Raw genomic sequence first — 23,509 nt, forward strand, 5'->3', positions numbered from 1 at the left:
TGCGCAGCCCTCCTTTCTCGATAGGCCGCACTCATAACATCCGGTTTCGGGATTCGCAATCGCTTCGCACGACGCGCACTATAGACTATTTTTCCATTATATACTTTATTGTCCAATTTCCCCATGATACACAACGGCCACAGCCAACATGGAGGTGCCAGCTATGCAGATCGAGGAATTCACGCTCGAACGGATTCAGTCGCTTTACGAAAACCTCGTGGAGTTCAACCTCTCTGATAGCGGCGTCCATCCCTACTCGCTGAAGGAATTGCTGACGCCGGACCAGCTTCTGGGACTGCATGAGGTCGAACTCGGCTACGGCTGGACCAATGGCGGCGTCGAGCTGCGCGATACGATCGCCCGGCTCTATAAGAGCCGTGACCGTGAAAACGTCATGGTCACCAATGGTTCGGCGGAAGCGAATTTCATCCTGGTGATGACCTTGCTGGAGCCCGGCGACGAGCTGGTGCTGTTCGTGCCGAACTATCTGCAGATCCGCGGCTGGGCCAAGGCGCTCGGCGTGACCGTCAAAGAGATCGTGCTGCGCGAAGAACTGGGCTGGCTGCCGGATCTGGACGAAGTCCGCGCCGCGGTGACGCCGAAAACCAAGATGATCAGCCTGTGCAATCCCAACAACCCGACCGGCAGCCTTTTGCCACGCGAAACGATGGACGCGCTCGTTGATATCGCCCGCGAACGCGGCGTCTACCTGCATGCCGACGAAATCTACAAGGGTTCCGAGCTGGATACGGACGAGTCCGTCAGCTTTGCCGATCTCTACGAAAAAGCCGTGGTTACTGCCGGCCTTTCCAAGGCGATGGCGCTTCCGGGCCTGCGGCTCGGCTGGCTGGTTGGTCCCGCGAAGGAAATCTACGGCACCTGGCAGCGCAAGGACTATACCTCGATCACCACCGGCGCGCTCAGCGAACACATCGCCAATATTGTGCTGCAGCCGGCCAAGCGCGCCGAAATCCTGTCGCGCAGCCGCCATCTGCTGCGGGAAAACCGGGCTTTGCTGACATCCTGGATCGAGGCACACAACACCCTGTTTTCCTACCTGCCGCCCCGCGCCGGCGGCATGGCGTTTGTCCGTTACAACCGCGAGATCAATTCGTCGCTGTTGGTCGATCAGGTGAGAGAGCAGAAGAGCGTCATGCTGGTGCCGGGCGATGTCTACGGCCTCGACGGCTATATCCGCATCGGCATCGGTGCGCAGAAGCATCATCTCGAAGCTGGGCTCGCACGCCTCGCGGACTTCATGAGAGGCTGAGGATCGGAGGATGAACCCTGAACTCGCCTCCTATGCGGCCGTGTGCGACGGCGTCGCCCAGCTGTTCCAGCCGTTCGTCGAGGTCGTGCTGCACGACCTTGAAACGGAGACCGCCGCGCACATTGCCGGAAACTTTTCCAAGCGCGAGATCGGCGAACCTTCGCTGTTGCATGAGATCGATTTCCGCCCAACAGAACGGCTGCTCGGGCCGTATGAAAAGGTCAATTGGGACGGCCGCCGGATCAAGTCGATCAGCATCATCCTGCGCGACAGCAACGAGCGGCCGACGGCGGTGATGTGCATCAATGCCGACGTTTCGCATTTCCATGCGGTGATGCAGACGTTGAGCGCCTTCGCCTCGATCCCCATCGATCATGCCAAGCCGGCCAGCCTGTTCAAGGAGGACTGGCATGAGCGCATCAACGAATACATCCAGAACTGGACGGGTTCGCGCGGGTTGATCATCGCCGGCCTGACCCGCGAACAGAAGCAGCAAGTGGTGAAGGATCTCTCAGCCGATGGCGCTTTCGGCGGTAAGAATTCCGCCGCCTATATCTCGCGCATTCTCGGCATGGGCCGCGCGACGGTCTACAAATATCTCAATCAGGATCGATCGGTGGACGCATGATCATCCTGCCGCGATCAGCTATCGAAGCTTTGGTCGATCTCGACAGTGCACTCGCTGCCGTCGAAGCGGCCTATATCGCCGCATCGGATGGCCGAGCGACGATGCCGCCAGTGGGCTATCTCGTCTTTCCGGAAAATGACGGCGATTGCCATATCAAATACGGTCATATCGCCGGCGATCCAACATTCGTGATCAAGGTCGCCGCCGGGTTCTACGGCAATCCGGCGATCGGACTGCCGACATCAAGCGGCGTGATGCTGGCCTTTTCCGCCGAAACCGGCGTTCTCGAAGCGATCTTGCTAGACGAAGGGTTTCTGACCGACTTGCGCACAGGCCTTGGCGGCGCCATCGCCACGCGGGCGCTTTGCCGCGCCGATGCACGGCGGGTGGCGATCGTTGGAACCGGCATTCAGGCGCGCTGGCAGGTCCGTTGCCTGCGGCAAGCCATGCCGGAAACGCCGCTGACTTTCACCATCTGGGGGCGTTCGCAGGATAAGGCGCAGGAGACGGCAAGCGTGCTTGCGAGCGAAGGCATCGACGTAACCGTCTCTTCCGATCTGGAACGCCTCTGCCGGGACGCCGAGATCATCATCACAACCACACCCTCGCGCCAACCCTTGATCCAGGATGCCTGGATCCAGCCGGGTACACACATCACTGCGATCGGCGCCGATGCGCCCGGCAAGCAGGAGCTCGACACTGCACTCGTTGTTCGCGCGGATCACCGCATCTGCGACAGTCTGGAGCAGTCTCTGGATCACGGCGAATTTTACGCTGCATTCCGAACTAAGGGTATTTCAGCCGAAAACTGCGCCGAACTCGGAGCCGTGCTGGGTGGCAAAGCCAAGGGCCGCGTCCACTCCAGCGATATCACCATTGCCGACCTGACAGGCATCGCAATTCAGGATATCGCCATTGCCACCTCTGTCCTCGACGCCTACAGGCGTTCGCAAGCCCGTTGATTACCGAGATGATCGGGCACGGCCTTTTGGGACGGAGCCGCAGGCATCGGCAAGCCGTGAAGGTCGTATCAATTGCCGTTACTGGCGGGCCTGCCCCATCCGCGAGAGCAGGATTACTGGCAATATCCCGATGACCACGATCGCAAGTGCCGCGACGGACGCCTCCTCATAGGTGCCCCTTGCGGCCTCACCGTAGAGATGCGTCGCGAACGTCTCGACGTTCAGCGGCCGTAGCAGCAAGGTGGCAGGCAGTTCCTTGACGCAGTCCACGAACACCAGCAGGCCAGCCGCCGTAATCGCCGCCTTCGATAGCGGCAGATGAACATGGCGGAAGGTACCAACAGCCGATTGGCCCAGCACGCGCGAGGCATGATCGAAGGACACCGGGATACGCGCCAGCCCCGCATCGATGCCGCCCGCCGAGATGGCCAGGAACCGGACGGTATAGGCGTAGAGCAACGCAGCGCCCGAACCGATGAACAGCAGGCCCGTCGATACGCCGAACCATGCTATTGCCGTGCGGTCGATAAAACCGTCGAATGTGGCAAGCACGATCAGAACGCCGATGGCAACGACCGTGCCCGGTGCGGCATAGCCGAGCGTCGAAAGCCGCTGCAGCCACGCGGTCGCCGCCCCGGGCCGCAGACGGCTGGCATAGGCCACCAGCAAGCCGAACAGGACGGTAATAATCGTGGCCGCTGATGCCAGAACCATGGTGTTGAATGCCTCGCTGAGGAACCGTGGCGAGAGGCCGGCGAATTCGATCCGTTTCCACGCCTCGGTGACAAGATAGATGGCGGGCGCTCCGAAGCCGATCAGGATCGGCAAGAGCCCGGCGACAAACAGCATCAGACCTTTTCCAGCCGATACGCGGCGCGGTTCGAAGGCGCGGCTGCGCTGCGCGCCGGTCGAGTAGCGTTGCTTGCCCCTCGCCCATTTTTCGAAGGCCACTAGCGCCACCACCACCATCAGAAGCGACAGGGCAATCTGCGACGCGCCCGGCAGGTCGGTACGGGTGATCCATGTCGTGTAGATGGAGACGGTCAAGGTCCGCACGCCGAGGAATTCGGAGGCACCGATATCGTTGAGGGTTTCCATCAAGGCGAGGCTGACACCGACGGCGACCGCCGGACGCGCCAGCGGCAGCGCAACGTACCAGAAGACGGCGCGGCGCGACATGCCAAGCGTGCGCGACGCATCGATCAGACTGGCCGACTGCGTCAGGAACATCGCCCGCGTCGGAATATAGACATAGGGATAGAGCACGAAACCTAAAAGCAGGATGCAGCCCGCCATCGAGCGCACGTCCGGAAGGCGGAACTCCCTTGGGCTGGAGTAACCGAGCAACCAGCGGACTGCGCCTTGCACCGATCCGATCGGATGCAGGATATCGAGATAGGCGTAGGCGATGATATAGGTGGGGACTGCGAGTGGCAGAAGCAGCGCCCATTCGAGCACGCGGCGGCCGGGAAAGGCATAGGCCGTGACCAGCCAGGCTGTGGATGTTCCGAGAATGGCGGAGATCAGGCCGACGCCACAAAGAAGGATGGCGGTATCCACCAAGGCAACGGGCAAGACGGTCGCGGCGAGATGCGACCACAGACCCGCCGATCCCTGGGCGGCCTGCAGAAACAGTGCGAAAATCGGCAACATCACCAGACAGGCGATTGTGCCGGCGCCAAGCAACCAGCGGGCTCCGGCACGGCCTCTGGGCCAGCTTCGGGCAGCACTGATCATCGGCTGAAATCCATCCTTTGGGCAAAAGAGAAGGCGCCCGCGGTAACGCGGGCGCCTGCCGTCTTTTAGTTGTCGAAGCCGACCTTGTCGACCAGCTCGCTGGCCTGCTTGCGATGGCTGACGATTTCCGTCAACGGCTTCGGATCGATCTTCAACTCGCCGAACGACGCGATGATCGGATCAGCTCCGGCACCGGCCTTGACCGGGTATTCGAAGTTGGCTTCCGCGTAGATCTTCTGGGCTTCGTCGGAGACGAGATATTCCAGGAGCTTGACAGCTTCGGCCTTGTTCGGCGCATTCTTGGCGACAGCCGCGCCGCTGACATTGACCTGCGTACCGCCGTCCTTGAACGTCGGAAGGACGACCTTGATGGCATCGCCCCAGGTAACCTGCTCTTCGCCACCCTTGCCGGAACGCATCAGGCCGACATAGTAGGAATTGGCGATGGCGATATCGCAAATGCCGCCGAGAATGTCCTTGGCACCGTCACGGTCGCCACCGGCTGCCTTGCGGGCAAGGTTGTCCTTGAGACCTGTCAACCATTTTTCGGTGGCTTCAGCGCCGTAATGGGCGATGTGGTCGGCAAACAGGGCCGTGTTGTAGGGATGCTGGCCGGAGCGAATGCAAATCTTGCCCTTCCATTTCGGATCGGCCAGATCTTCGTAGTTGAAGGCCGTCAGATCGAGATCCTTGGCGGCATAGATGACACGGGCTCGCATCGACAGCGCAAACCAATGGCCCTTTTCATCGCGCAGCTGCGCGGGGATCGATTCCGTCAGAACAGTGGATTCGACTGGCTGCGTGATGCCCTTTTCAACGAGATCGATCAGGTTGCCGGCATCGACAGTCATCAGGATGTCGGCCGGCGAGCTGGCACCTTCGGTCGCGACCCGTTCAGCCAAACCGTCCTTCATGAAGACCGTGTTGACCTTGGTGCCGGTCGAAGCGGTGAAGGAATCGAGCAGGGGCTGAATGAGGCCTGGCTCGCGGGTTGTGTAGATGTTGAGTTCTGCAGCCGAGACAGCGCTCGTGCTCAGGAGCAATGAAGCCGTGAACAATGTTGATTTTGCGATGTTGGACGTTTTCATGAATGCCTCCAAGTGAACTGTGCCGCTCGGTCGAACATTAACTGAGTAGAACAGTCAAGTTTATGCAGGAGACTTTACCGTAAACGATTGCTCTATTCTGAGGCGCTGAACTGCGAACCTCACACGCCGGGAAACACCAGCCAGCTACCCGGCAAAACAGTCAGCCCGACCGTCTTAGCACCCGGTTCCAGGCGATGCATTGTCCGTACTTTCAGCGGCTGCTCCAGACTATCAACGGTAATCGCGAGCTGCTCGACCTCACCGAGGAAAATGCGGCGATCTACCCGGCCTGAAATGTCACCGGCATTATCCGACACCGAAATCCCCTGTGGACGGATATAAAGCGTTGCCGGACTGCCCTCGCCGATATCGAGCGCCTGTGCGAACTGGCCTATCGCCGTTTCCACATATCCGTTGCGATATATGCCGGGCACTTTGTTGAAGGCGCAGAAAAATTCCGCTGCATAGGGAGATAACGGGCGATCGTGCAGATCATATCCCGATCCGGCCTGTACAATGCGGCCAGCCTTCATCAACACGACCCTGTCGCCGGCCGAAAGCGCCTCCTCCGGGTCGTGCGTGACCATGATCACCGTCGTGCCAAGGCCTCTCAGAAGCGACAGCGTTTCGTCGCGAACCTTTTCCCTCAGTCCCCGGTCGAGATTGGAGAACGGTTCGTCCATCAGCAGAATATCCGGTTGCGGAGCCAAGGCGCGGGCAAGAGCCACACGCTGCTGCTCTCCACCCGACAGCATATGCGGATAACGCCCCTTGAGATGGTCGATGCCGATATGGGCGATGACAGCGGCCGTTCTGGCAAGAGCCTCCTGTTTCGGGCGGCGCTTCAGGCCAAACAGGATATTCTGCTCGACACTCAGATGCGGAAACAGCGCATAATCCTGGAACACGAAGCCGATTTTCCGGTCTTCCGGCTCCACGAAACGTGACGGGCCGGAGACCTCTTCCCCGCTCAGCAAGATCCGGCCGCCATCGACACTATCGACCCCGGCGATCATGCGCAGCAATGTCGACTTTCCGCAGCCTGACTGGCCGACGAGGCAGATGATTTCGCCAGACGCAATCGTCAGAGACACGTTATCGAGCGCAATGGTCGCGCCAAATCTGCGGCTCACATTGTGGAGTTCAAGCGTCCGATCCCGGGCGTGCGGCGTCAAAATTCTATCCAGTTCCTCTTTACGCAGCCGAAAGCGAGCCTCGGCAGGCGGCAGGTGCACGACTCAGCGTTCGACCTGTTTATCAGTATATTTCGCGGAAAAGACAATCAGGTGCCAGGCTTGCCGATCGGGTCTTGGCCCAGTGGCAACCGATACGTTCTCACCGTCGAAACGAACAAGGATGCTCAGCGGCGCCTGCTGGCAAGCCGCCGGTTGATGCTGTTCGTTCTGAGAAATGAGGGAGTTTTCGGGTTTCTGCTGAGGACCGGCGGTGCGGGCGGTTCCTGAAAAGGCAACACACCCGGATCGGCGTCGGAAGCTCGGCTGGCTAAGGCCCCATCGTAAAACCGAGGGGAATTGGCAACCGGCTTAAACCTCGGTGCCCAGCAGGGCGGATACGGAAACCTGCAGCGCTGCGGCAATTCTTCTCAACTTGGCCGGATCGGTATCGCTGCCATCTTCAATGGCCGAAATCTCAAAATTCGCCAGTCCGCAGGTCACGGCGAGGTCTTCAATGCTGTAACCAGCAGATTCGCGATAGGTCTTGACCCGGGAAGCAACGGTTCCGCCGGAAACGGCGCCGAGGCCAAGATTGTCGAAGGTGTTGACTGCAATAGACATGGAAGTCTCCTGTTGTTCATGTATCGAACGTCTGTGTTTATCGTTCCCCGTGTTATGCCTGACCGCAAAATACGACCTCCTTTTATTGCTGCAGTGCGGCATCGACAAGCAAATATTGCTGCGTCCGCTAGGTGAGCCCGCAGTAAGGTTTCGATTCGCACGCGGTCGATCTTAAAAAGACCAATCAAAGCAATAGTATGTGACAATTTCCTCATGGATAGCAGCTGGGCTATTTCGTGATGCGAAATCCCGGCAGCACAGCGTCAGAAGCCGCTGATTCCGTCACGACCTCGGCAACAGATGCGGCAAGAGGGCCGATCCAACAGCGTTCCAGCATGGTGCTCACAGCTGCAGCAGGTCCGCAGATCAAGGCCGCCACCGCCCCATCGGTTTCGTTACGGACCCAACCGGACAAGCCGAGCTTTTGCGCCTGACCTCGCATCCAGTAGCGGAAACCAACGCCCTGGACACGCCCGGTTATGCGAACCAATACCGCTTTGGCTTCATCCGTCATGACGTCTCCATTAATTGCAGTCACAACAATCTGGAGCGGACGGGTAAGATTGCAAGCGAGTTTTCCAATGGACCTTCCCCTGCTATGGGAAGGTCTTACCTTGGCTGAAACACCAAGCTCCCGACACGATGGTAACAATGGAAATCGATATGGACACCGTGGAAATCAATGGCAGAAGCGATTTTGCTCTTTGGGCAATCCAGCGGGCGCAGGAAATCGTCATGGCCGAAGGCGCGGCACTGGCGTTAGCGGCCCGCGATATGAACGAGGCCGCTCTCCAGGAAAACGGTGCTGCACTCGGCAAAGCCATCGCAGATGCAATGCTTGAGGTCTTCGATGGCCTGATGGCCGAATAAAAAAGTCCGGCGGGCATCACAGCCCGCCGAACCGATATCGATATTGCCCGGCTCTCCGGACTGGACGGCTACGCCTTAGAGCGGGGTGACGTCGAAGCCGAACCATTTCTCCGACAATGTCTTGATCGTGCCATCTGCCTTGGCGGCTTCGATTGCGGCGTTGAACATGACCTTGAGTTCCGGGTCGGTCTTGCGCAGGCCAACGGAGCTTCCACGCCCAAGGAAGCCGCCCTGGAAGCGCGGACCGGTCGTCGTCATGTCCTCATTGCCGGGCTTTTCCGATGCCGTCATCAGGTACGCCATGGATGCCATGACGAGATCGACGCGGCCGGCAGCCAGATCGAGATCGTGCTCTTCCGTGGTTTTGTATTCACGAACTTCGACCACGCCCTTGAGATATTTGTCGACAAAGGAAGCGCCGGTCGAAGCGATCTGTACGCCGATGATCTTGCCCTGAAGCTGCGGCTTGATCGTTTCTAGGATACTCATGGCGCCCGCTTCGTTGGAGGCAAGCGAGAAGACTTCACCCTTTGATGGCAGAGCGGCAAGCGGGCTGGATTTCAGCGTTGCGAAAGCCTGACCGGTCGAGCCATAGGAATTGCTGAAGTCGATGACCTTTTCGCGCTTTTCGGTCGCCGACATGCCGGAGATGATCGCATCGAATTTGCCGGCATTCAGCGCCGGGATCATGCCGTCGAAATTCTGGACGACGACCTCGCACTCCACTTTCATGTGATCGCAGAGATATTTTGTCAGCTCGATCTCGTAGCCATCGAGCGTACCGTCCGGCTTGGTGAAGTTGTAGGGCTTGAAGGCACCTTCGGTCGCGATGGTCACATGTGTCCATTTCTTCTCTTCAGCGTGCGCGCCGGCCGATGCAAGCATCAGCGCCGAAAAACAGGCCGCCTTGAAGATTGATCTGATGGTTTTCATTGTTGCATTCCCCTTTTTTGATCAGTTGTTGGATTGGTCACGGCACTCATCCCTTGATAAACTGCCGGAAACGGTCGGATCTGGAATTCTCGAAAACGTCTTTCGGGCTGCCGTCTTCTTCAACCAGCCCCTTGTGCAGGAAGATCACCCGACTGGAGACATCGCGTGCAAAGCCCATCTCGTGGGTGACGATCAGCATGGTGCGGCCTTCTTCGGCGAGCGAGCGCATGACCCGCAGAACTTCTCCGACGAGCTCGGGATCGAGCGCCGATGTCGGTTCGTCGAACAGCATGACATCCGGCCGCATGGCCAGCGCACGGGCAATCGCCGCGCGCTGCTGCTGGCCGCCGGAGAGATGCGAGGGATATTGATTGCGCTTGTCGGCGATACCGACCTTGGCAAGCAGCGCTTCGGCCTCCTCGATGCTCTCCTTGCGCGGCCTTTTCTGGACATGCAAAGGCGCTTCGATAATGTTCTCAAGAATGGTCTTGTGGGTCCACAGATTGAAGCTCTGGAACACCATGCCGAGTTTTGAGCGAACACGATCCACCTGTCCAACGTCAGCCGGTTTGCTCTTGCCGTTGCGGGCGGGCACCATTCGGATGGTTTCGCCACCGACCGTCACGCTGCCGGAATCGGGCGTTTCCAGCATGTTGATGCAGCGCAGAAAGGTGGATTTTCCAGACCCGGAGGAACCAAGGATCGACACGACCTCGCCTTCCCTCGCATCAAGGGAAATTCCCTTGAGGACCTCGATCGGCCCAAAGCTCTTGTGAAGGTCCTTGACGCTCAGCGCCAGCGATCCCGCCGCAGACAAGGGAAGGTTCATCGCGCATCTCCTGCAATAACCGCTTGCGCGGCGTTTTCCGGTTGCCGCAAATGCGGGCTGAGCTTGAATTCGACCAACTGCACCAAACGCGTCAGAAGGAAATTGATTGCCAGATAGATGAAGCCCGCCACGACAAACACTTCGATGGCGCGGTAGGTTTCAGAGATGATCCGGGCGGCGACGCCCGTGACTTCCATCAGTGTGATGATGGAGGCGAGCGACGTTGCCTTGATCATCGAGATCATTTCGTTGCCGTAACCCGGCAGGGCCTGACGGATCGCCAGGGGCAGCACGATGCGCCGGAAGACCATCAATCGCGGCATGCCGCAGGCCCTTGCTGCCTCAACCTGCCCATGCGGTACCGACAGCAATCCACCGCGAATGATTTCACTGGCATAGGCGGCGGTGTTGAGGCTCAGCGCCATCACCGCGCACCAATAGGCGTCGCGGAGGACCGGCCAGAAAATGCTGTGACGAACAGCGGGAAACTGGCTGAGACCGTAATAGATCAGGAAGATCTGGACGAGTAGCGGCGTCCCACGAAAGACAAAGACATAGGCGCGGGCAAACCAGTCGAGAACCACGATACCCGAGGTGCGCGCCAGAGCCAGGGCCAGAGCCAAAACGGCGCCAAGGGCGATTGCCGTCCCGGCAAGCGACAGGGTCAGCGGCAGGGCCGAAACGAGGCTGATGAAGGTTTCCTGTGTGAATTCCCAATCCATCAGCCTCTCCTCACGCCGCGGCTGAAATGACGCTCAGCCTGTCGCATGGCGATGCTGGAGACGGTCGAGATGGCGAGGTAAATCAGGCCGGCGATCAGGTAGAAGTCGAAGGGAAGACCGGTAGATCCGGCACCGATCTGCGACTGGCGCAAAAGTTCGACGACACCCGTGATGGAGACCAGAGCAGACTCCTTCAGAACGACCTGCCAGACATTTCCGAGACCGGGCAGAGCATGACGCAATGTCAGGGGCGCGATGATGCGACGGAAGCGCAGCGAGCGCGACATGCCGCAGGCAATCGCCGCCTCGATTTCGCCGCGATGGACCGCCTTGAACGCGCCGCGAAATACTTCCGTATGCTGCGCACCCGACGTGATCCCGACCGCAAGCGCACCAGCGAGAAAGCCGGGGAAGCTTATGAAACCATCGGCGCCGAAAAGCCGGCCGATCGAGGTGATCGCAGCACTTCCGCCGAAATAGAGAAGATAGATAACGAGTAGATCCGGGATCCCACGCAGGACGGTGGTGTACGCATCGGCAGCGATGCGCAGCCCCTTGCCGCCGGAAATCTTTGCCCAGGCGCCAAATGTACCGATGACGGCGCCGATCGTGTAGCCGGATAGCGCAATCAGGATCGTCATCCAGGCACCGGCGAGCAACGCCTTTGCCCAGCCATCCGGGCCGAAGCTCAACAGATCGAAAAATCCGGGCTGGGTCATGACGGATCCGTTCTGCAGAGGCAGCAAACCGCCCCGCCTTGACGAGATGGCTCCTGAAAGCTTTGCTTACCGGCCATTGGGGCTCTCCGGCAGAGGCGGAGAAACGTCATCCGGAATAGGGTTGACGAACGGGGTCCCATCGAGCCGTGCTTTGTGATCGGCCTTGGCGGCTTCGATCAGAGCCGGATCGGCAATCAGGTCAAGTGCTGTGCTCGCCATGACCTTGGCCGCATACTCCATGCCCTTGTGCGCAGCTGGAAGCTTGCCCTGCGCTACCAGCTGCCAGGAATGTCCCGGCGTGCCGATCGCATATGTTGCACCACGCATCTGCACGGTCGGTACGACCCAGCTGACCGTGCCGACATCAGTCGAACCCACGATCGACCCATCGCCAGCGCCGAGAGGATAGATGAGATCGCACAGCGCCTGCCCTTTCTTCGGCTTGACGCCGAAGCGCGCATAGGATGCTGCAATATCCTCCGGCGAAAATGTCTGCTGGAATGTCAGCGCGGCCTCATTGTCTGCCGCATCAAAGACGGGCGGACCGAGGCGCTGAAGATTGGCGAACATGCACTCCTCGAGTGGCGTATTGCCGACGAGATTGGCATCGCCGCTGACGACTTCACTGCGTACCGTCGTCTCCGTCATCAAGGCAGCACCCTCGGCAATCTTCTTGACGCGCTCGACGAGGCTCAGCAGTTCGGTCAGGGTCCGCGCGCGGATGAGATAGCGCACCGTCGCCCTGGCTTGAACGACATTGGGTGCCGGACCACCGGCATCGGTGATGGCATAATGAACACGCGCCGACAACGGCATGTGCTCGCGCATATAGTTTGCGCCGACATTCATCAACTCGACGGCATCAAGGGCACTGCGCCCGAGGTGCGGGGTCGCCGACGCATGCGAGGCGCGGCCGCTGAAGTGGAAATTAAGCTCGTTACAGGCAAGCGATATCGGGTTGTTGACGCCGGAAAACGCCGCCGGATGCCAGGATATGGCGATATCCACATCGTCGAACACACCGGCCCGGACCATGAAACCCTTGGATGAACCCCCTTCTTCCGCCGGGCAGCCATAGTAGCGCACGCGCCCCTTCAGGCCGTTGGCCGCAAGGAAATCCTTCACCGCAGCTGCAGCCATCATCGAGCCGGAGCCCAGAAGGTTGTGACCGCAGCCGTGGCCATTGCCGCCGGAGACGAGCGGCCGCTCCTTGGCGACGCCAGCTTCCTGGCTGAGGCCTGGCAAGGCATCGAACTCGCCAAGGATGGCAATGACCGGACCACCCTCGCCTGCTTCGCCCATGACGGCCGTTGGAAGCCCCGCAACATTGCGCTCAACGCGGAAACCTTCCTCCGTCAACAGGCACGTATGTGCCTCGCAGGCGCGAAATTCCTCGTAGTTCGTTTCAGGCGCATCCCAGACACTGTCGCTGAGCGCGAAGAAAGCCTCACGTTTCGCTTCGACGAAATCCCAGACGGAATCGGAGTTTTTCATGGCGTTGGGGACCCGCTTGTTTTATAGTTACCAATATTGGCGCCAATTTATGATACAAAAATAAATTGCGCAACTGGCCCCGATGAATAATTTTATTTGCGCCATTTGCGTTGCAATTGCCGAAACTCGGCTAAAAGAAAACCTCGGATCGGCTTGCGCCGCCGGTCTATGACAACAGGAAGAATTCATGAGCGAAGTTCAAAGTGAAACGGCTGGCGTATCCGAAGAGCGGGACGTCACCGAACTTGTTCTTCAAGACATCCTGACCGGCATGCTACCCGCGGGGACATGGCTGAAGCAAATCGACCTCGAACGCCGGTACGATTGCACGAGGCCGGAGGTGCGCCGCGCGCTTGACCGCCTCTCCCAGAAGCGGCTGGTCGCCCACGTGCCCAATCGAGGCTACCACGTCTACCAGCCAGATGATCGGCGCGCCAAAGAAGTCGGCGATATCCGCATCATTCTGGAAACCGCCATGGCGGACATGATGGTTGCCAATGTGACGACCGACAGTATCGCCGCCTTGCGTGGACTTGCCCGGTATTTCGATGAAATGACCCTGACCGGGACTATCCTTGAGCACTACGAGGCCAACCTGGCCTTTCATCGCGAGTTGCTGCTTCTGGGTGGCAATCAGGAACTGGTCGATCTGGTGTCTGAAATTCGCCAGCGCACCTCGTCAGCCCCCGTTTCGCAATGGCGGACCCGGGCGCGAATCGAAAAGTCAGGCCGCGAGCATCACATGATGATCGATGCGCTCGCAGCACGAGACGTTGAAGAATTGAAGCGCCTGATCGCCGTGCATATCCGCCAGCCAGCGGACATTCCGAAGCAGGTATGAGCAAGTGCCCGGGACGCGGGTTGTGTCGTACAGTCCCGGATCATTGTAGATAATCGCAGAAATTTCGGGAATTACGATCGAGAGGTGTGTTTTGGAAACCGGTCATGACACGAGCCAACTCGAGATGGTCGTTCTGATGACGCCCGACATGGCCAATTTCAGCGGCAAGGTCCATGGCGGCGCGCTGCTCAACCTACTCGACCGCGTCGCCTTTTCCTGCGCCTCGCGCTACTCGCAGGAATACGCCGTCACCCTGTCAGTCGATCAGGTCGTCTTCCGGCAGCCGATCCATGTCGGCGAACTTGTAACATTTCGCGCCTCGATCAATTATGCCGGCCGGACGTCGATGGAAGTCGGCATCCGGGTCGAAGCGGAGACCATTCGCACCGGCGAACGGCGGCACACCAATTCCTGCTATTTCACAATGGTTGCCGTCGACGCGGACGGACGCCCGACCAACGTCCCCGCCTACAACCCAAAGACCGGCATCGCCAAGCGCCGCGAGCGTGCGGCACTGGTAAGGCGCAGCCTCAGGCGCGAATTTGAAGAACGCTTCAAAGCGGCGGGTTCCGAGCCAGAAGAATAACTTAGGCGTAGACTTTAATCTAAAATATTCGAGGCTGATATCAGGCAAGATCGTCCAGCGTATAAGCGCGAATATAGTCGATCTTCATTTCCGAACCGTGGGGGAGCCCGTCGGTTGGCGCCCCGGCCATGCCGCCGACGGCTAGGTTGACCAGCATGTACATTGGCTTGTGCATGTCGGACGGCGTGTCGGCGCGTGCGACAGCGACGTCGTCAAAATACCAGACGATTTCATCCTCCTGCCACAGGACCCCATAGGTGTGAAAACCTTTCGTATCGGAGACACTGACGGCGGTGGCGACGGACGTCTGCTTCCCGGTTTCGTTCGAGTGAACCGTTACATGCACGGTGTTGGGATCCTGACCGCGCATTTCCACGACATCCAGTTCCGGCGGCCAGGAGCCATCTTCCGGAAGCAGCCAGAAAGCCGGCCAAACACCTCTTTCCTCCGGCATATCCGCGCGGATTTCGAAATAGCCATAGGTCTGCGAGAACGACGCGTGCGTCGTCAGCATGCCGGACGTGTAATCGTGCCCACCGACCTCCACCTTGATCGCGTCGGGCGTTTTCTCCGCCGTGATCGTCAACACGCCGTTGCTGACGGAAAACGGATTGCTGGCGGCAGTCGGCGCATATGATGGATTGATGTACCATTGAAGTTCGCCATTCCCCGACAGGGTGGCGCCTTTCTCAGGGGCCCACCAGTATTTTGGTTCCCAGACCCCCTCCGTTCCGTTCATCAGCCGAAGCGTGTTGAAATCGTCGCCAAATGTCTGCGCCAAAACGGAACGGTCAAGGCTTAGTTCGAACTGATCTGCATGCAGATCGGCCTTGGTCGTATCGGCAAACACCAGGCTTTCACCATCGCCGAGATCGAACCGGAGATGCGCGCCTTCCTGCTTTGTATTGGCGAGAACCTGATCAAAGGACGTGATCGAATAATTGTTCAGCCGGACAATATCATTGGCGTCGAAATCAACGATAAGGTCGCTGCCATTGCCCTTGGTGAAAATGAAGGTGTCTGCGCCCGCACCACCGATAAGCACATCATTACCGGCTCCGCCGTCCAGCGTCTGCCGCCCGGCAGCGCCCTTGATGATGTTGTCGGCAGCGTTTCCAAAGGCATGGCGCAGATCGCCGGTGACGGTCAGGTTTTCGAAATTTTCCGGCAGGGTATAACTCATCCAGGTGCTGATCGTGTCGATCCCTTGACCCGCCGCCTCGTAGGCGCGGTTGATCGCCGAATAGAGATAATAGATGTCGTCACCCGTGCCGCCGGCCATCGTGACATTGACGGCACTATCGCCCCACATGGAATCATTGCCTGCCGTTCCCTTGAGCGTCGGACCGGCGCCGGTTGCGGAGAAAAACCCGGTCGAACTGTCGCTGTAGAACAGGGGTTGCCCAAGGGCATTCAAAACGGTTTTGCGCATGATCATCTCCTGCCGGTACTGCTGGTCATAGCCAGCGGCACCAGAAAACGAGATCGATGCCGCAGCGCACCCAAGCTACAGCAGGCTGCCGAATCTCCCCATCATGGATTGGGATGAAACGCGTTAAACCATCAAGCTACGTTAATACGCAGACAAGCGATCCCGTTTTGGATCACGTGTGATCGATTTCGAAACAGGGGCGCGTTTCAAGCTCTTCCCTTGTCGGGAATGCGCGAAAAGGCTGCCAGAACGGTTCGCTCTGACTGGAGAAGGTAGGTCTCCAGTGCCGCCGCGGCCTCCTGCATCTCGCCCGCATCCAGCTTTTCGACGATTGAGGCGTTCAGCTCGATATAGGGCTCGTGGAGAAGTTCGGGGCTGTCAAGAAGTCCGAAACTGAGACGCAGCTCCGCGGCAATCTGCAGATAGAAGGCGTTGAGACGTTCACTGTCAGCGAGATCGACGATCGCCGCATGGAAGACCATGTTGGCGCTGCCGACCGTTCCCCAATCGCTCCTGGCGCCTGCGGCACGCGCCTCTTCCACAGCCGCCCGCATCCGGCCAACCGCAGGATGCTTCGGGTAGGCCTGCGCCACGGCCCGGCACTCGATGACGCGGCGCACGCGGTAGATATCTATGATCGATGCCATGCTGGGGATGGCAACGAAGACGCCGCGATTCGGCTCGTGCCGCAGAAGGCCCTCCTTGGTCAAAAGCCGGAATGCCTCGCGCAGAGAGTTGCGGGAAACCTGGAGATCGGTGCTCAATTTTACTTCCGACAGACGATGGCCGGGCTTGAGTTCGCCAGCGATCAGCTTGTTGCGGATCGCTTCCGCCAGGCGGGGAGCAAGTGCGGATGTCATGTCCTGATCAGTCATACACGTCCTTCATTCGAAGCGATAAGCACCTCATGGTTGACCGATATCGTGGTTTTCTCCTCTTGGAAATGGGGTCTGGGTCGAAGACGTGGATAGGAGTATGCTTTGCAGCTTCCATGCGGCAGGCAGCCTGGATTTGCGCCATCGGCTTTGCGAGGACCATCGCCACCCACACTGCGAAAGAACCTGAGAAGCACAGCATAGAGATATATCTGCTTTTGACTCACACATGAAAAGCTCAACATTTCAACAATATGATGGAACGATGAAATAATAATCGTTGAACAATATTGACAGAATTGTGAAATACGGCGAGGTTGCGGCTGTCAATAAAATTGACGTGGGACAGCCCGAGGAATTTGTGGGCGCCTGCAAATATAAAAGAGAGGGTTCATGGAACAGTCAGCTATTTCACCCAACAAGGGGGCACCGCCCACGTCAGGCATGTCGGCAAAGTCGCGGCGCGCCGCACTTGTCGCAGCAATCTTCCTGATGGCGACATCTGCCATCGGTCCGGGTTTCATCACCCAGACAGCCACCTTCACAAGCAAGCTCGGCGCCGCTTTCGCCTTCGCGATCCTCGCGTCAATTCTCATCGATTTCGTTGTTCAGCTGAACATCTGGCGGATCGTGACGCTCACCAAGATGCGCGCATCCGACATTGCCAATGCGGCCATCCCCGGCACCGGCTACGTGCTGGCAATCCTCGTCATTGTCGGCGGCCTTTTCTTCAACATCGGCAATATCGGTGGCGCGGGTCTTGGCCTCAACGCCATGATGGGTTTCGATCCCAAATGGGGTGGCGCGATCAGCGCGCTGATCGCCATCGGCATCTTCAGCTCAAGCCGCGCTGGCGTCGCCATTGACCGGCTGATCGTGGTCGCCGGTATCCTGATGATCGTTCTGACGCTGTATGTCGCTATCGTTTCGGCCCCGCCGGTTGGCGATGCGCTGTTCCAGACGTTCCTGCCCTCCACCATCGATTTCGCCACGATCACCACCATCGTCGGCGGCACGGTCGGCGGCTACATCACCTATTCCGGCGCGCACCGCCTGCTCGACAAGGGTACCGTCGGCATCGAAAACCTCGGCGCCGTCAACCGTGCAGCACTGACAGGTATCGCCGTCACCGGCCTGATGCGCTATGTTCTCTTCCTTGCCATTCTCGGTGTGGTCGCCAGCGGCGTGGTCATCGATGTGTCCGGCAAGGGCGCCAATCCGGCAGCACAGGCCTTCCAGGCGGCTGCGGGCGAGACCGGCTATCGCATCTTCGGCGCCGTTCTGTGGTTTGCCGCCATCACCTCGGTCATCGGTGCCGCCTATACATCGGTATCGTTCATCACCGTCTTCAAGAAGGACATCAGCGAACGTGCGCGCAACATCGCGACCGTGATCTTCATTGCGGTCTCGCTGTTCTTCTACGTGATCATCACCACGCCCCCGGCGCAGATGCTTGTTTTCGTTGGCGGCCTGAACGGCCTGATCCTGCCGATCGGCCTGTCGATCTTCATCTATGCAGCCTGGGCACGGTCCGATCTTATGGCCGGTTACCGCTATCCGCGCTGGCTGCTGGTGCTCGGCGTTCTGGTGTGCGCTCTGACCTGGTACATGGGCTACAAGTCGATCGGCCCGATCTTCGCCCTTTTGACAGCCGCCTGAGGAACCTGACATGACAGCCATCGATCTGAACAGCGATCTCGGCGAAAGCTACGGCGCATGGCGCATGGGCGAAGACGAAACGATGCTCGGCATCGTTTCCAGCGCCAATGTTGCCTGCGGCTTCCATGCCGGCGACCCCGCCGGTATCTGGACTACCGTCAAGGCCGCAGCCGAAAAGGGTGTTTCGATCGGGGCACATGTCTCCTATCCCGATCGCGTCGGCTTCGGCCGGCGCGACATGGATGTGACGAGCGGCGAACTTATCGCCGACGTCATCTACCAGATCGGCGCGCTGAAAGGCATGGCCGCAGCCGCTGGCGTCACCGTCGGCTATGTCAAGCCGCACGGTGCGCTCTACAATCGTATCGCCCATGACCCGAAACAGGGACAGGCGGTGATCGATGCGATCAAGGCGATCGATCCCTCGCTGGTTCTGATGGGTCTTGCCAACGCGCCGATCCTCAAGCTTGCCCAGGCGTCGGGTCTGAAAACGGTCGCCGAAGCCTTTGCCGACCGTGCCTATACACCGGACGGACAGCTGGTTTCGCGCCGCGAAGCTGGCGCCGTGCTGCACGATACGCAACTGATTGCCCGCCGTATGCTGCAGCTTGCCCGCCAGGGCACCCTGGAAGCCATCGACGGTTCGACCATCACGGTCGATGCGCAATCGATATGCGTTCATGGCGACAGCCCGGGCGCCGTTGCCATCGCACAGGAAATCCGCCGCGCCTTCGAGGCAGACGGCATTACCGTCCGGTCGTTTCTTTCGGCCTGATGGACGTTCTGGGAGGAACACAATGATCGCGATAGACCATCTGCGCCATGTGAATGCCGAGCAGGCGCGTTTGGCGCGTGAGCGTTACCGCGCCGGTGCCATCGAGCCGACATCGGGTATTGCTCCCGGTTTCACCCAGGCCAATATGATCGTGCTGCCACGCGACTGGGCCTTTGATTTCCTGCTCTATGCACAGCGCAACCCGAAGGCCTGCCCGGTCCTCGACGTCTCCGATCCGGGCTCGCATGCCACTCTGCTCGCCCCCGGCGCTGACCTGCGCACCGACATCCCGCTTTATCGCATCTGGCGCGACGGCAAGCTTGCCGAGGAAACGGCCGATGCCCGGTCCGCCTGGGCCGAACATCCCGATCTCGTCAGCTTTCTGATCGGTTGCAGCTTCACCTTCGAAACGCCGATGGTGGAAGCCGGGATCGAAATCCGCCACATCACCGACAAGTCCAATGTGCCGATGTATCTGACCAACAAACCATGCCGCCCGGCAGGGCGACTGCACGGCAACATGGTTGTGTCGATGCGGCCGATCCCCGCCTCGCGCGTTGCCGATGCTGCGACGATTTCCGGCCGGTTCCCTGCGGTGCATGGCGCGCCCGTGCATATCGGCGCACCGGAAGAGATCGGCATCAAGGATCTGGCCAAACCCGAATTTGGCGATCCGGTGCGTATCGAACCCGGTGAAATCCCGGTCTTCTGGGCCTGCGGCGTCACCCCGCAGGCAGCCGTCATGGCGTCCGGTGTGCCGTTTGCCATCACTCATGCACCGGGGCATATGTTCATCACCGATATCCCTGATTCCGCTTATCACGCCTGAGGTCCCGATGCGTTTTCTGCCCGTCAGCCTGACAGTCCTGCTTGTCGAACTCGCCGATCTCGACGAGACATTAGCGCTGTTTGCCTCGCTCGAAGCCGATCCGGTCGACGGCATCGAAGACATGGTGCCCGCAGCCCGCACCCTGATGATCCGTTTCCGGCCGGAAAAGCTGACGGCTGAAACGCTTGCCGGCGCAATCGCCACGCGCGATCTCTCCGCTCGCGCCGCGCCATCCGACAAATGCGTCGAAATCACCGTCCGCTATGACGGCGAGGATCTGGCGGATGTCGCCGAGCTGACCGGCCTGTCGGTCGAAGAGGTCATCCGCCGCCACACAGACAGCGAATTCACCGTCGCCTTCTGCGGCTTTGCCCCCGGCTTCGGCTATCTCGTCGGTGGCGATCCCGCCCTGCAGGTGCCGCGCCGCCAGAGCCCGCGCACGAAAATCCCCGCAGGCTCAGTCGCGCTGGCCGGCGCCTTCTCCGGCGTTTACCCGCAGGCAAGCCCCGGCGGCTGGCAGATCATCGGCACGACGCCGGAAAAGATGTGGGACCTGTCACGCGATCCGCCAGCGCTGTTCCAGCCGGGTTACCGGGTGCGCTTTGTTGATCTCGCAAAGAGCAAGACCGCCGCACCGGCCGGTACAGCCAAGGCTCCGGTAGAGCCGACGCCTGCCCCGGCAGCCGGTGTGGTGGCGCTGAAGGTGCTGGCTTCCCCCATGCCGGCGCTATTCCAGGATCTCGGCCGGTTCGGCCAGACCGGTCAGGGCGTTTCGTCCTCCGGCGCACTCGACCTCGGCGCGCTCAAGGCCGCCAACCGCATCGCCGGAAATCCTGTCAATTTCGCCTGTCTCGAGATCACGCTTGGTGGTTTTTCCTTCGAGATCACCGGCCGCGCAGTGCTCGGCATCACCGGTGCCCCTTGCCCTATTCTCATTCGCGATACATCCGGCCGCGTGCAGACGGCCGAAACCTACCAGCCGATTTCGCTGGAACCCGGCGATATCGTCACGCTTGGCCAGGCCCCCGAGGGAATGCGCAGCTATCTGGCAATCCGCGGCGGCTTTGCCGTCAAGCCTGTGCTTGGCAGTGCCTCCGCCGATACTCTGGCGATCGTCGGCCCGGATCCGGTATCGGCCGGAACCGTGCTGACCATCGAAACCGAAACGAAGGGGTTGATGCCTGTCTCGCTCAATGAGACCCCGGCCTTCGATCATCCGGCCTCCGGCGAAACGGTGATTCTCGACGTGATCATGGGCCCGCGCAGCGACTGGTTTACCGAGACCGGCATCGCAACGATTTCCCAACAGCTCTGGACGATGACGCCGCAGTCCAACCGTGTCGGCATCCGCCTTTCCGGCGACGTCCCGCTTGAGCGCAAGGACAAGGCCGAACTGCCGAGCGAAGGCACCGCCACCGGCGCCATTCAGGTGCCGCACAGCGGCCAACCGGTGCTGTTCCTCGCCGATCATCCTTTGACCGGCGGTTATCCGGTAATCGGCACCGTCGCTGAATATCATCTCGATCTCGCCGGGCAGATCCCGGTCAATGCAAAGATCCGTTTCCGGCCCGTGACGGCCTTCGCCGATATAAAGCCTGCCAAGGCCTGAGATCGCGATGCCCGGCCGACCAAAGACAATGAGGATAGATCCCATGAAAAAAGTGCTGATTGCCAATCGTGGCGAAATCGCCGTCCGCATCATCCGCGCCTGCCGCGATTACGGCACTGCCTCGGTTGCTGTTTATGCCGATCCGGACATGGACGCGCTGTTTGTCCAGCTGGCCGACGAGGCCTACGGGCTTTCCGGCAGCCGGCCGGCGGAAACCTATCTCGATATCGAAAAGCTGATTGGCATCGCTAAGCGCTCCGGCGCCGATGCCGTGCATCCTGGCTATGGCTTCCTGTCCGAGCGGGCTGAGTTCGCCCGCGCCGTTGTCGATGCCGGCCTGATCTGGATCGGCCCGGACCCGCATGTTATCGAAGCTCTTGGTGACAAGGTGCAGGCGCGGCGGATCGCCACCAGTGTCGGCGCGCCTTTGGTTGCCGGCAGCGACGGCCCGGTCGAGACGGCAGCCGAGGTCATTGCCTTTGCCGAAAAATTCGGCTTGCCGGTTGCGATCAAGGCCGCCCACGGCGGCGGCGGCCGCGGTATCAAGGTCGCCTGGCACATGGAAGACATCGCCGAGTTCTATGAGTCGGCCGTGCGTGAAGCCAAGGCAGCCTTTGGCCGCGGCGAGTGTTTCCTGGAACGGTTCCTCGACCGTCCACGCCATATCGAGGCACAGGTCATCGCCGACAAGCACGGCAATGTCGTCGTGCTCGGCACCCGCGATTGTTCGCTGCAGCGGCGCAACCAGAAACTCATCGAAGAGGCCCCCGCCCCCTTCCTCAGCGACGCACAGCGCCAGTCGATCCATGACGCCGCGAAAAAGATCTGTGCCGCCGCCGGCTATTCCGGTGCGGGCACGGTCGAATTCCTGCTCGGCGTTGACGGCACGATCTCCTTCCTCGAGGTCAATACGCGTCTGCAGGTCGAGCATCCTGTTACCGAAGAGACGACCGGCATCGATCTGGTCATCGAACAGTTCCGCATCGCCGACGGCCTGCCGCTCCTCGTCACCGAGACGCCAGCACCGCGCGGCCATTCGATCGAATTCCGCATCAATGCCGAGGATCCCGGCCGCGGCTTCCTGCCGACACCAGGCACAATTACCACATTCGCAGCTCCATCCGGCCCCGGTGTGCGGCTCGATAGCGGCGTCGTCTCCGGCTCGACTATTCCTGGCACCTTCGATTCCCTGATGGCCAAGCTGATCGTGACCGGCGCCACCCGCGAACAGGCGCTAACCCGCGCCCGCCGCGCGCTCAAGGAATTCAGGATCGAAGGCATTGCCACGGTCCTGCCGTTCCACCGCGCTGCGATGGAAGCCGCTGATTTCATCGGCAAGGATGGCTTCAAGGTTCATACGCGCTGGATCGAGACCGATTTCGCAGACACCCTGGCAGCTGAAGCCCGGCCCGATCCCGGCGCCGATACATCGCTCATCCGCACCCATGTCGAGATCGACGGCAAGCGCCACGCACTCGGCATTCCAGCCTCCCTGCTTGCCGGTCTCGGCGGCCTGAACAAGCAGACGGCCGATCCGGCGAACACAGTGAAGGTAGAGGACGACGCTGCTGTCACGGCTCCTATTTCCGGTACGCTGCAGGCCTGGAAATTCAATGATGGCGATAGCGTCAAAGAGGGCGACCTGATCGCCGTGATGGAGGCGATGAAGATGGAAACGCAGATCCTTTCGGCCCGGTCCGGCGTGTTGCGGATCAAGACTGCAGAGGGCGCTTACGTCAATGCCGGTTCGGCGCTCGCCCGTATCGAGTAAGCCCTGCCCCTGCAGGGCAAGTTTCAGAGCGCTCGTGGTTTGGTCAAGCCGCGAGCGTTTTGCTGTTTGGAACGTGCCAGCGCC

At 60.0% G+C, this 23,509-nt stretch carries 23 protein-coding genes; 11 read left to right on the forward strand and 12 right to left on the reverse strand.

The window, feature by feature from the left end:
• The first annotated feature begins 163 nt into the window (after positions 1-163).
• Genes R6X40_RS19580 through R6X40_RS19590 form a run of 3 tightly spaced genes read left to right on the forward strand, consistent with a single transcriptional unit; the run spans position 164 to position 2,860 of the window.
• Positions 164-1,270, forward strand: coding sequence for an aminotransferase class I/II-fold pyridoxal phosphate-dependent enzyme (locus tag R6X40_RS19580; RefSeq protein ID WP_318415483.1), 1,107 nt, complete (start codon positions 164-166; stop codon positions 1,268-1,270).
• Positions 1,271-1,280: 10 nt separating this feature from the next.
• Positions 1,281-1,898: a transcriptional regulator gene (locus tag R6X40_RS19585; protein WP_318415484.1), complete on the forward strand. Its 618-nt coding sequence runs from the start codon at positions 1,281-1,283 to the stop codon at positions 1,896-1,898.
• Positions 1,895-2,860 carry an ornithine cyclodeaminase family protein gene (locus tag R6X40_RS19590; protein ID WP_318415485.1) on the forward strand — a complete coding sequence of 322 codons (966 nt, stop codon included), beginning with the start codon at positions 1,895-1,897 and terminating at the stop codon, positions 2,858-2,860. The genes R6X40_RS19585 and R6X40_RS19590 overlap by 4 nt, the downstream gene beginning before the upstream one ends.
• A 78-nt stretch (positions 2,861-2,938) precedes the next feature.
• On the opposite strand, the gene R6X40_RS19595 is transcribed toward R6X40_RS19590, so the two are convergent.
• The 5 genes from R6X40_RS19595 to R6X40_RS19615 form a co-directional block, all read right to left on the reverse strand.
• Complete coding sequence (locus R6X40_RS19595) at positions 2,939-4,597, reverse strand: ABC transporter permease (protein WP_412178420.1); 1,659 nt, start codon at positions 4,595-4,597, stop codon at positions 2,939-2,941.
• Positions 4,598-4,662: 65 nt separating this feature from the next.
• A complete protein-coding gene (locus tag R6X40_RS19600; protein ID WP_318415486.1) occupies positions 4,663-5,685 on the reverse strand; it encodes a Fe(3+) ABC transporter substrate-binding protein in 1,023 nt (340 codons plus the stop codon).
• Positions 5,686-5,804: 119 nt separating this feature from the next.
• Positions 5,805-6,818, reverse strand: coding sequence for an ABC transporter ATP-binding protein (locus R6X40_RS19605; RefSeq protein ID WP_412178421.1), 1,014 nt, complete (start codon positions 6,816-6,818; stop codon positions 5,805-5,807).
• Between the two features lie 411 nt (positions 6,819-7,229).
• Positions 7,230-7,481 carry a helix-turn-helix transcriptional regulator gene (locus tag R6X40_RS19610; RefSeq protein ID WP_318415488.1) on the reverse strand — a complete coding sequence of 84 codons (252 nt, stop codon included), beginning with the start codon at positions 7,479-7,481 and terminating at the stop codon, positions 7,230-7,232.
• A 229-nt stretch (positions 7,482-7,710) separates the two neighbouring features.
• Positions 7,711-7,995, reverse strand: coding sequence for an acylphosphatase (locus R6X40_RS19615; RefSeq protein ID WP_318415489.1), 285 nt, complete (start codon positions 7,993-7,995; stop codon positions 7,711-7,713).
• 149 nt (positions 7,996-8,144) lie between these two features.
• Between R6X40_RS19615 and R6X40_RS19620 the strand changes: the two genes are divergently transcribed.
• Positions 8,145-8,351, forward strand: a complete 207-nt coding sequence (locus tag R6X40_RS19620; protein ID WP_318415490.1) for a hypothetical protein — start codon at positions 8,145-8,147, stop codon at positions 8,349-8,351.
• Between the two features lie 75 nt (positions 8,352-8,426).
• Here the strand turns inward: R6X40_RS19620 and R6X40_RS19625 are convergent, their stop codons facing one another.
• The 5 genes from R6X40_RS19625 to R6X40_RS19645 form a co-directional block, all read right to left on the reverse strand.
• Positions 8,427-9,284 carry a transporter substrate-binding domain-containing protein gene (locus R6X40_RS19625; RefSeq protein ID WP_318415491.1) on the reverse strand — a complete coding sequence of 286 codons (858 nt, stop codon included), beginning with the start codon at positions 9,282-9,284 and terminating at the stop codon, positions 8,427-8,429.
• Positions 9,285-9,330: 46 nt separating this feature from the next.
• Positions 9,331-10,113: an ABC transporter ATP-binding protein gene (locus R6X40_RS19630; protein ID WP_318415492.1), complete on the reverse strand. Its 783-nt coding sequence runs from the start codon at positions 10,111-10,113 to the stop codon at positions 9,331-9,333.
• Positions 10,110-10,835: an ABC transporter permease gene (locus R6X40_RS19635; protein WP_318415494.1), complete on the reverse strand. Its 726-nt coding sequence runs from the start codon at positions 10,833-10,835 to the stop codon at positions 10,110-10,112. Before R6X40_RS19635 ends, R6X40_RS19630 begins: the two co-directional genes overlap by 4 nt.
• Positions 10,835-11,554: an ABC transporter permease gene (locus R6X40_RS19640; RefSeq protein WP_318415495.1), complete on the reverse strand. Its 720-nt coding sequence runs from the start codon at positions 11,552-11,554 to the stop codon at positions 10,835-10,837. Before R6X40_RS19640 ends, R6X40_RS19635 begins: the two co-directional genes overlap by 1 nt.
• Positions 11,555-11,620: 66 nt before the next feature.
• Positions 11,621-13,048, reverse strand: a complete 1,428-nt coding sequence (locus R6X40_RS19645; protein ID WP_318415496.1) for a M20 family metallopeptidase — start codon at positions 13,046-13,048, stop codon at positions 11,621-11,623.
• A gap of 187 nt (positions 13,049-13,235) precedes the next feature.
• Between R6X40_RS19645 and R6X40_RS19650 the strand changes: the two genes are divergently transcribed.
• Entirely contained in the window at positions 13,236-13,889 is a 654-nt protein-coding gene (locus tag R6X40_RS19650; RefSeq protein ID WP_318415497.1) for a GntR family transcriptional regulator, read from the forward strand.
• A 124-nt stretch (positions 13,890-14,013) separates the two neighbouring features.
• Positions 14,014-14,475, forward strand: coding sequence for an acyl-CoA thioesterase (locus R6X40_RS19655; RefSeq protein WP_318415598.1), 462 nt, complete (start codon positions 14,014-14,016; stop codon positions 14,473-14,475).
• Between the two features lie 40 nt (positions 14,476-14,515).
• Here the strand turns inward: R6X40_RS19655 and R6X40_RS19660 are convergent, their stop codons facing one another.
• Complete coding sequence (locus tag R6X40_RS19660; RefSeq protein WP_318415498.1) at positions 14,516-15,907, reverse strand: family 16 glycosylhydrolase; 1,392 nt, start codon at positions 15,905-15,907, stop codon at positions 14,516-14,518.
• A 206-nt stretch (positions 15,908-16,113) separates the two neighbouring features.
• Entirely contained in the window at positions 16,114-16,782 is a 669-nt protein-coding gene (locus R6X40_RS19665; RefSeq protein WP_318415499.1) for a GntR family transcriptional regulator, read from the reverse strand.
• Between the two features lie 393 nt (positions 16,783-17,175).
• Between R6X40_RS19665 and R6X40_RS19670 the strand changes: the two genes are divergently transcribed.
• Genes R6X40_RS19670 through R6X40_RS19690 form a run of 5 tightly spaced genes read left to right on the forward strand, consistent with a single transcriptional unit; the run spans position 17,176 to position 23,425 of the window.
• Positions 17,176-18,441, forward strand: coding sequence for an NRAMP family divalent metal transporter (locus tag R6X40_RS19670; RefSeq protein ID WP_318415500.1), 1,266 nt, complete (start codon positions 17,176-17,178; stop codon positions 18,439-18,441).
• Positions 18,442-18,451: 10 nt separating this feature from the next.
• Complete coding sequence (locus R6X40_RS19675) at positions 18,452-19,216, forward strand: 5-oxoprolinase subunit PxpA (protein ID WP_318415501.1); 765 nt, start codon at positions 18,452-18,454, stop codon at positions 19,214-19,216.
• 22 nt (positions 19,217-19,238) lie between these two features.
• The gene (locus R6X40_RS19680) at positions 19,239-20,045 is read left to right on the forward strand and encodes a putative hydro-lyase (protein WP_318415502.1); all 807 of its coding nucleotides are present in this window, start codon (positions 19,239-19,241) and stop codon (positions 20,043-20,045) included.
• Positions 20,046-20,052: 7 nt separating this feature from the next.
• On the forward strand, positions 20,053-21,654 hold the full coding sequence (locus tag R6X40_RS19685; RefSeq protein ID WP_318415503.1) for a 5-oxoprolinase/urea amidolyase family protein: 1,602 nt from the start codon (positions 20,053-20,055) through the stop codon (positions 21,652-21,654).
• A gap of 43 nt (positions 21,655-21,697) precedes the next feature.
• Positions 21,698-23,425 (forward strand): acetyl/propionyl/methylcrotonyl-CoA carboxylase subunit alpha, encoded by a 1,728-nt coding sequence (locus tag R6X40_RS19690; protein WP_318415504.1) that lies wholly within the window; start codon positions 21,698-21,700, stop codon positions 23,423-23,425.
• Positions 23,426-23,509 lie beyond the last annotated feature (84 nt).

Origin of the sequence: Rhizobium sp. PL01 (assembly GCF_033447125.1) — a bacterium.
GTDB lineage: Bacteria > Pseudomonadota > Alphaproteobacteria > Rhizobiales > Rhizobiaceae > Pararhizobium.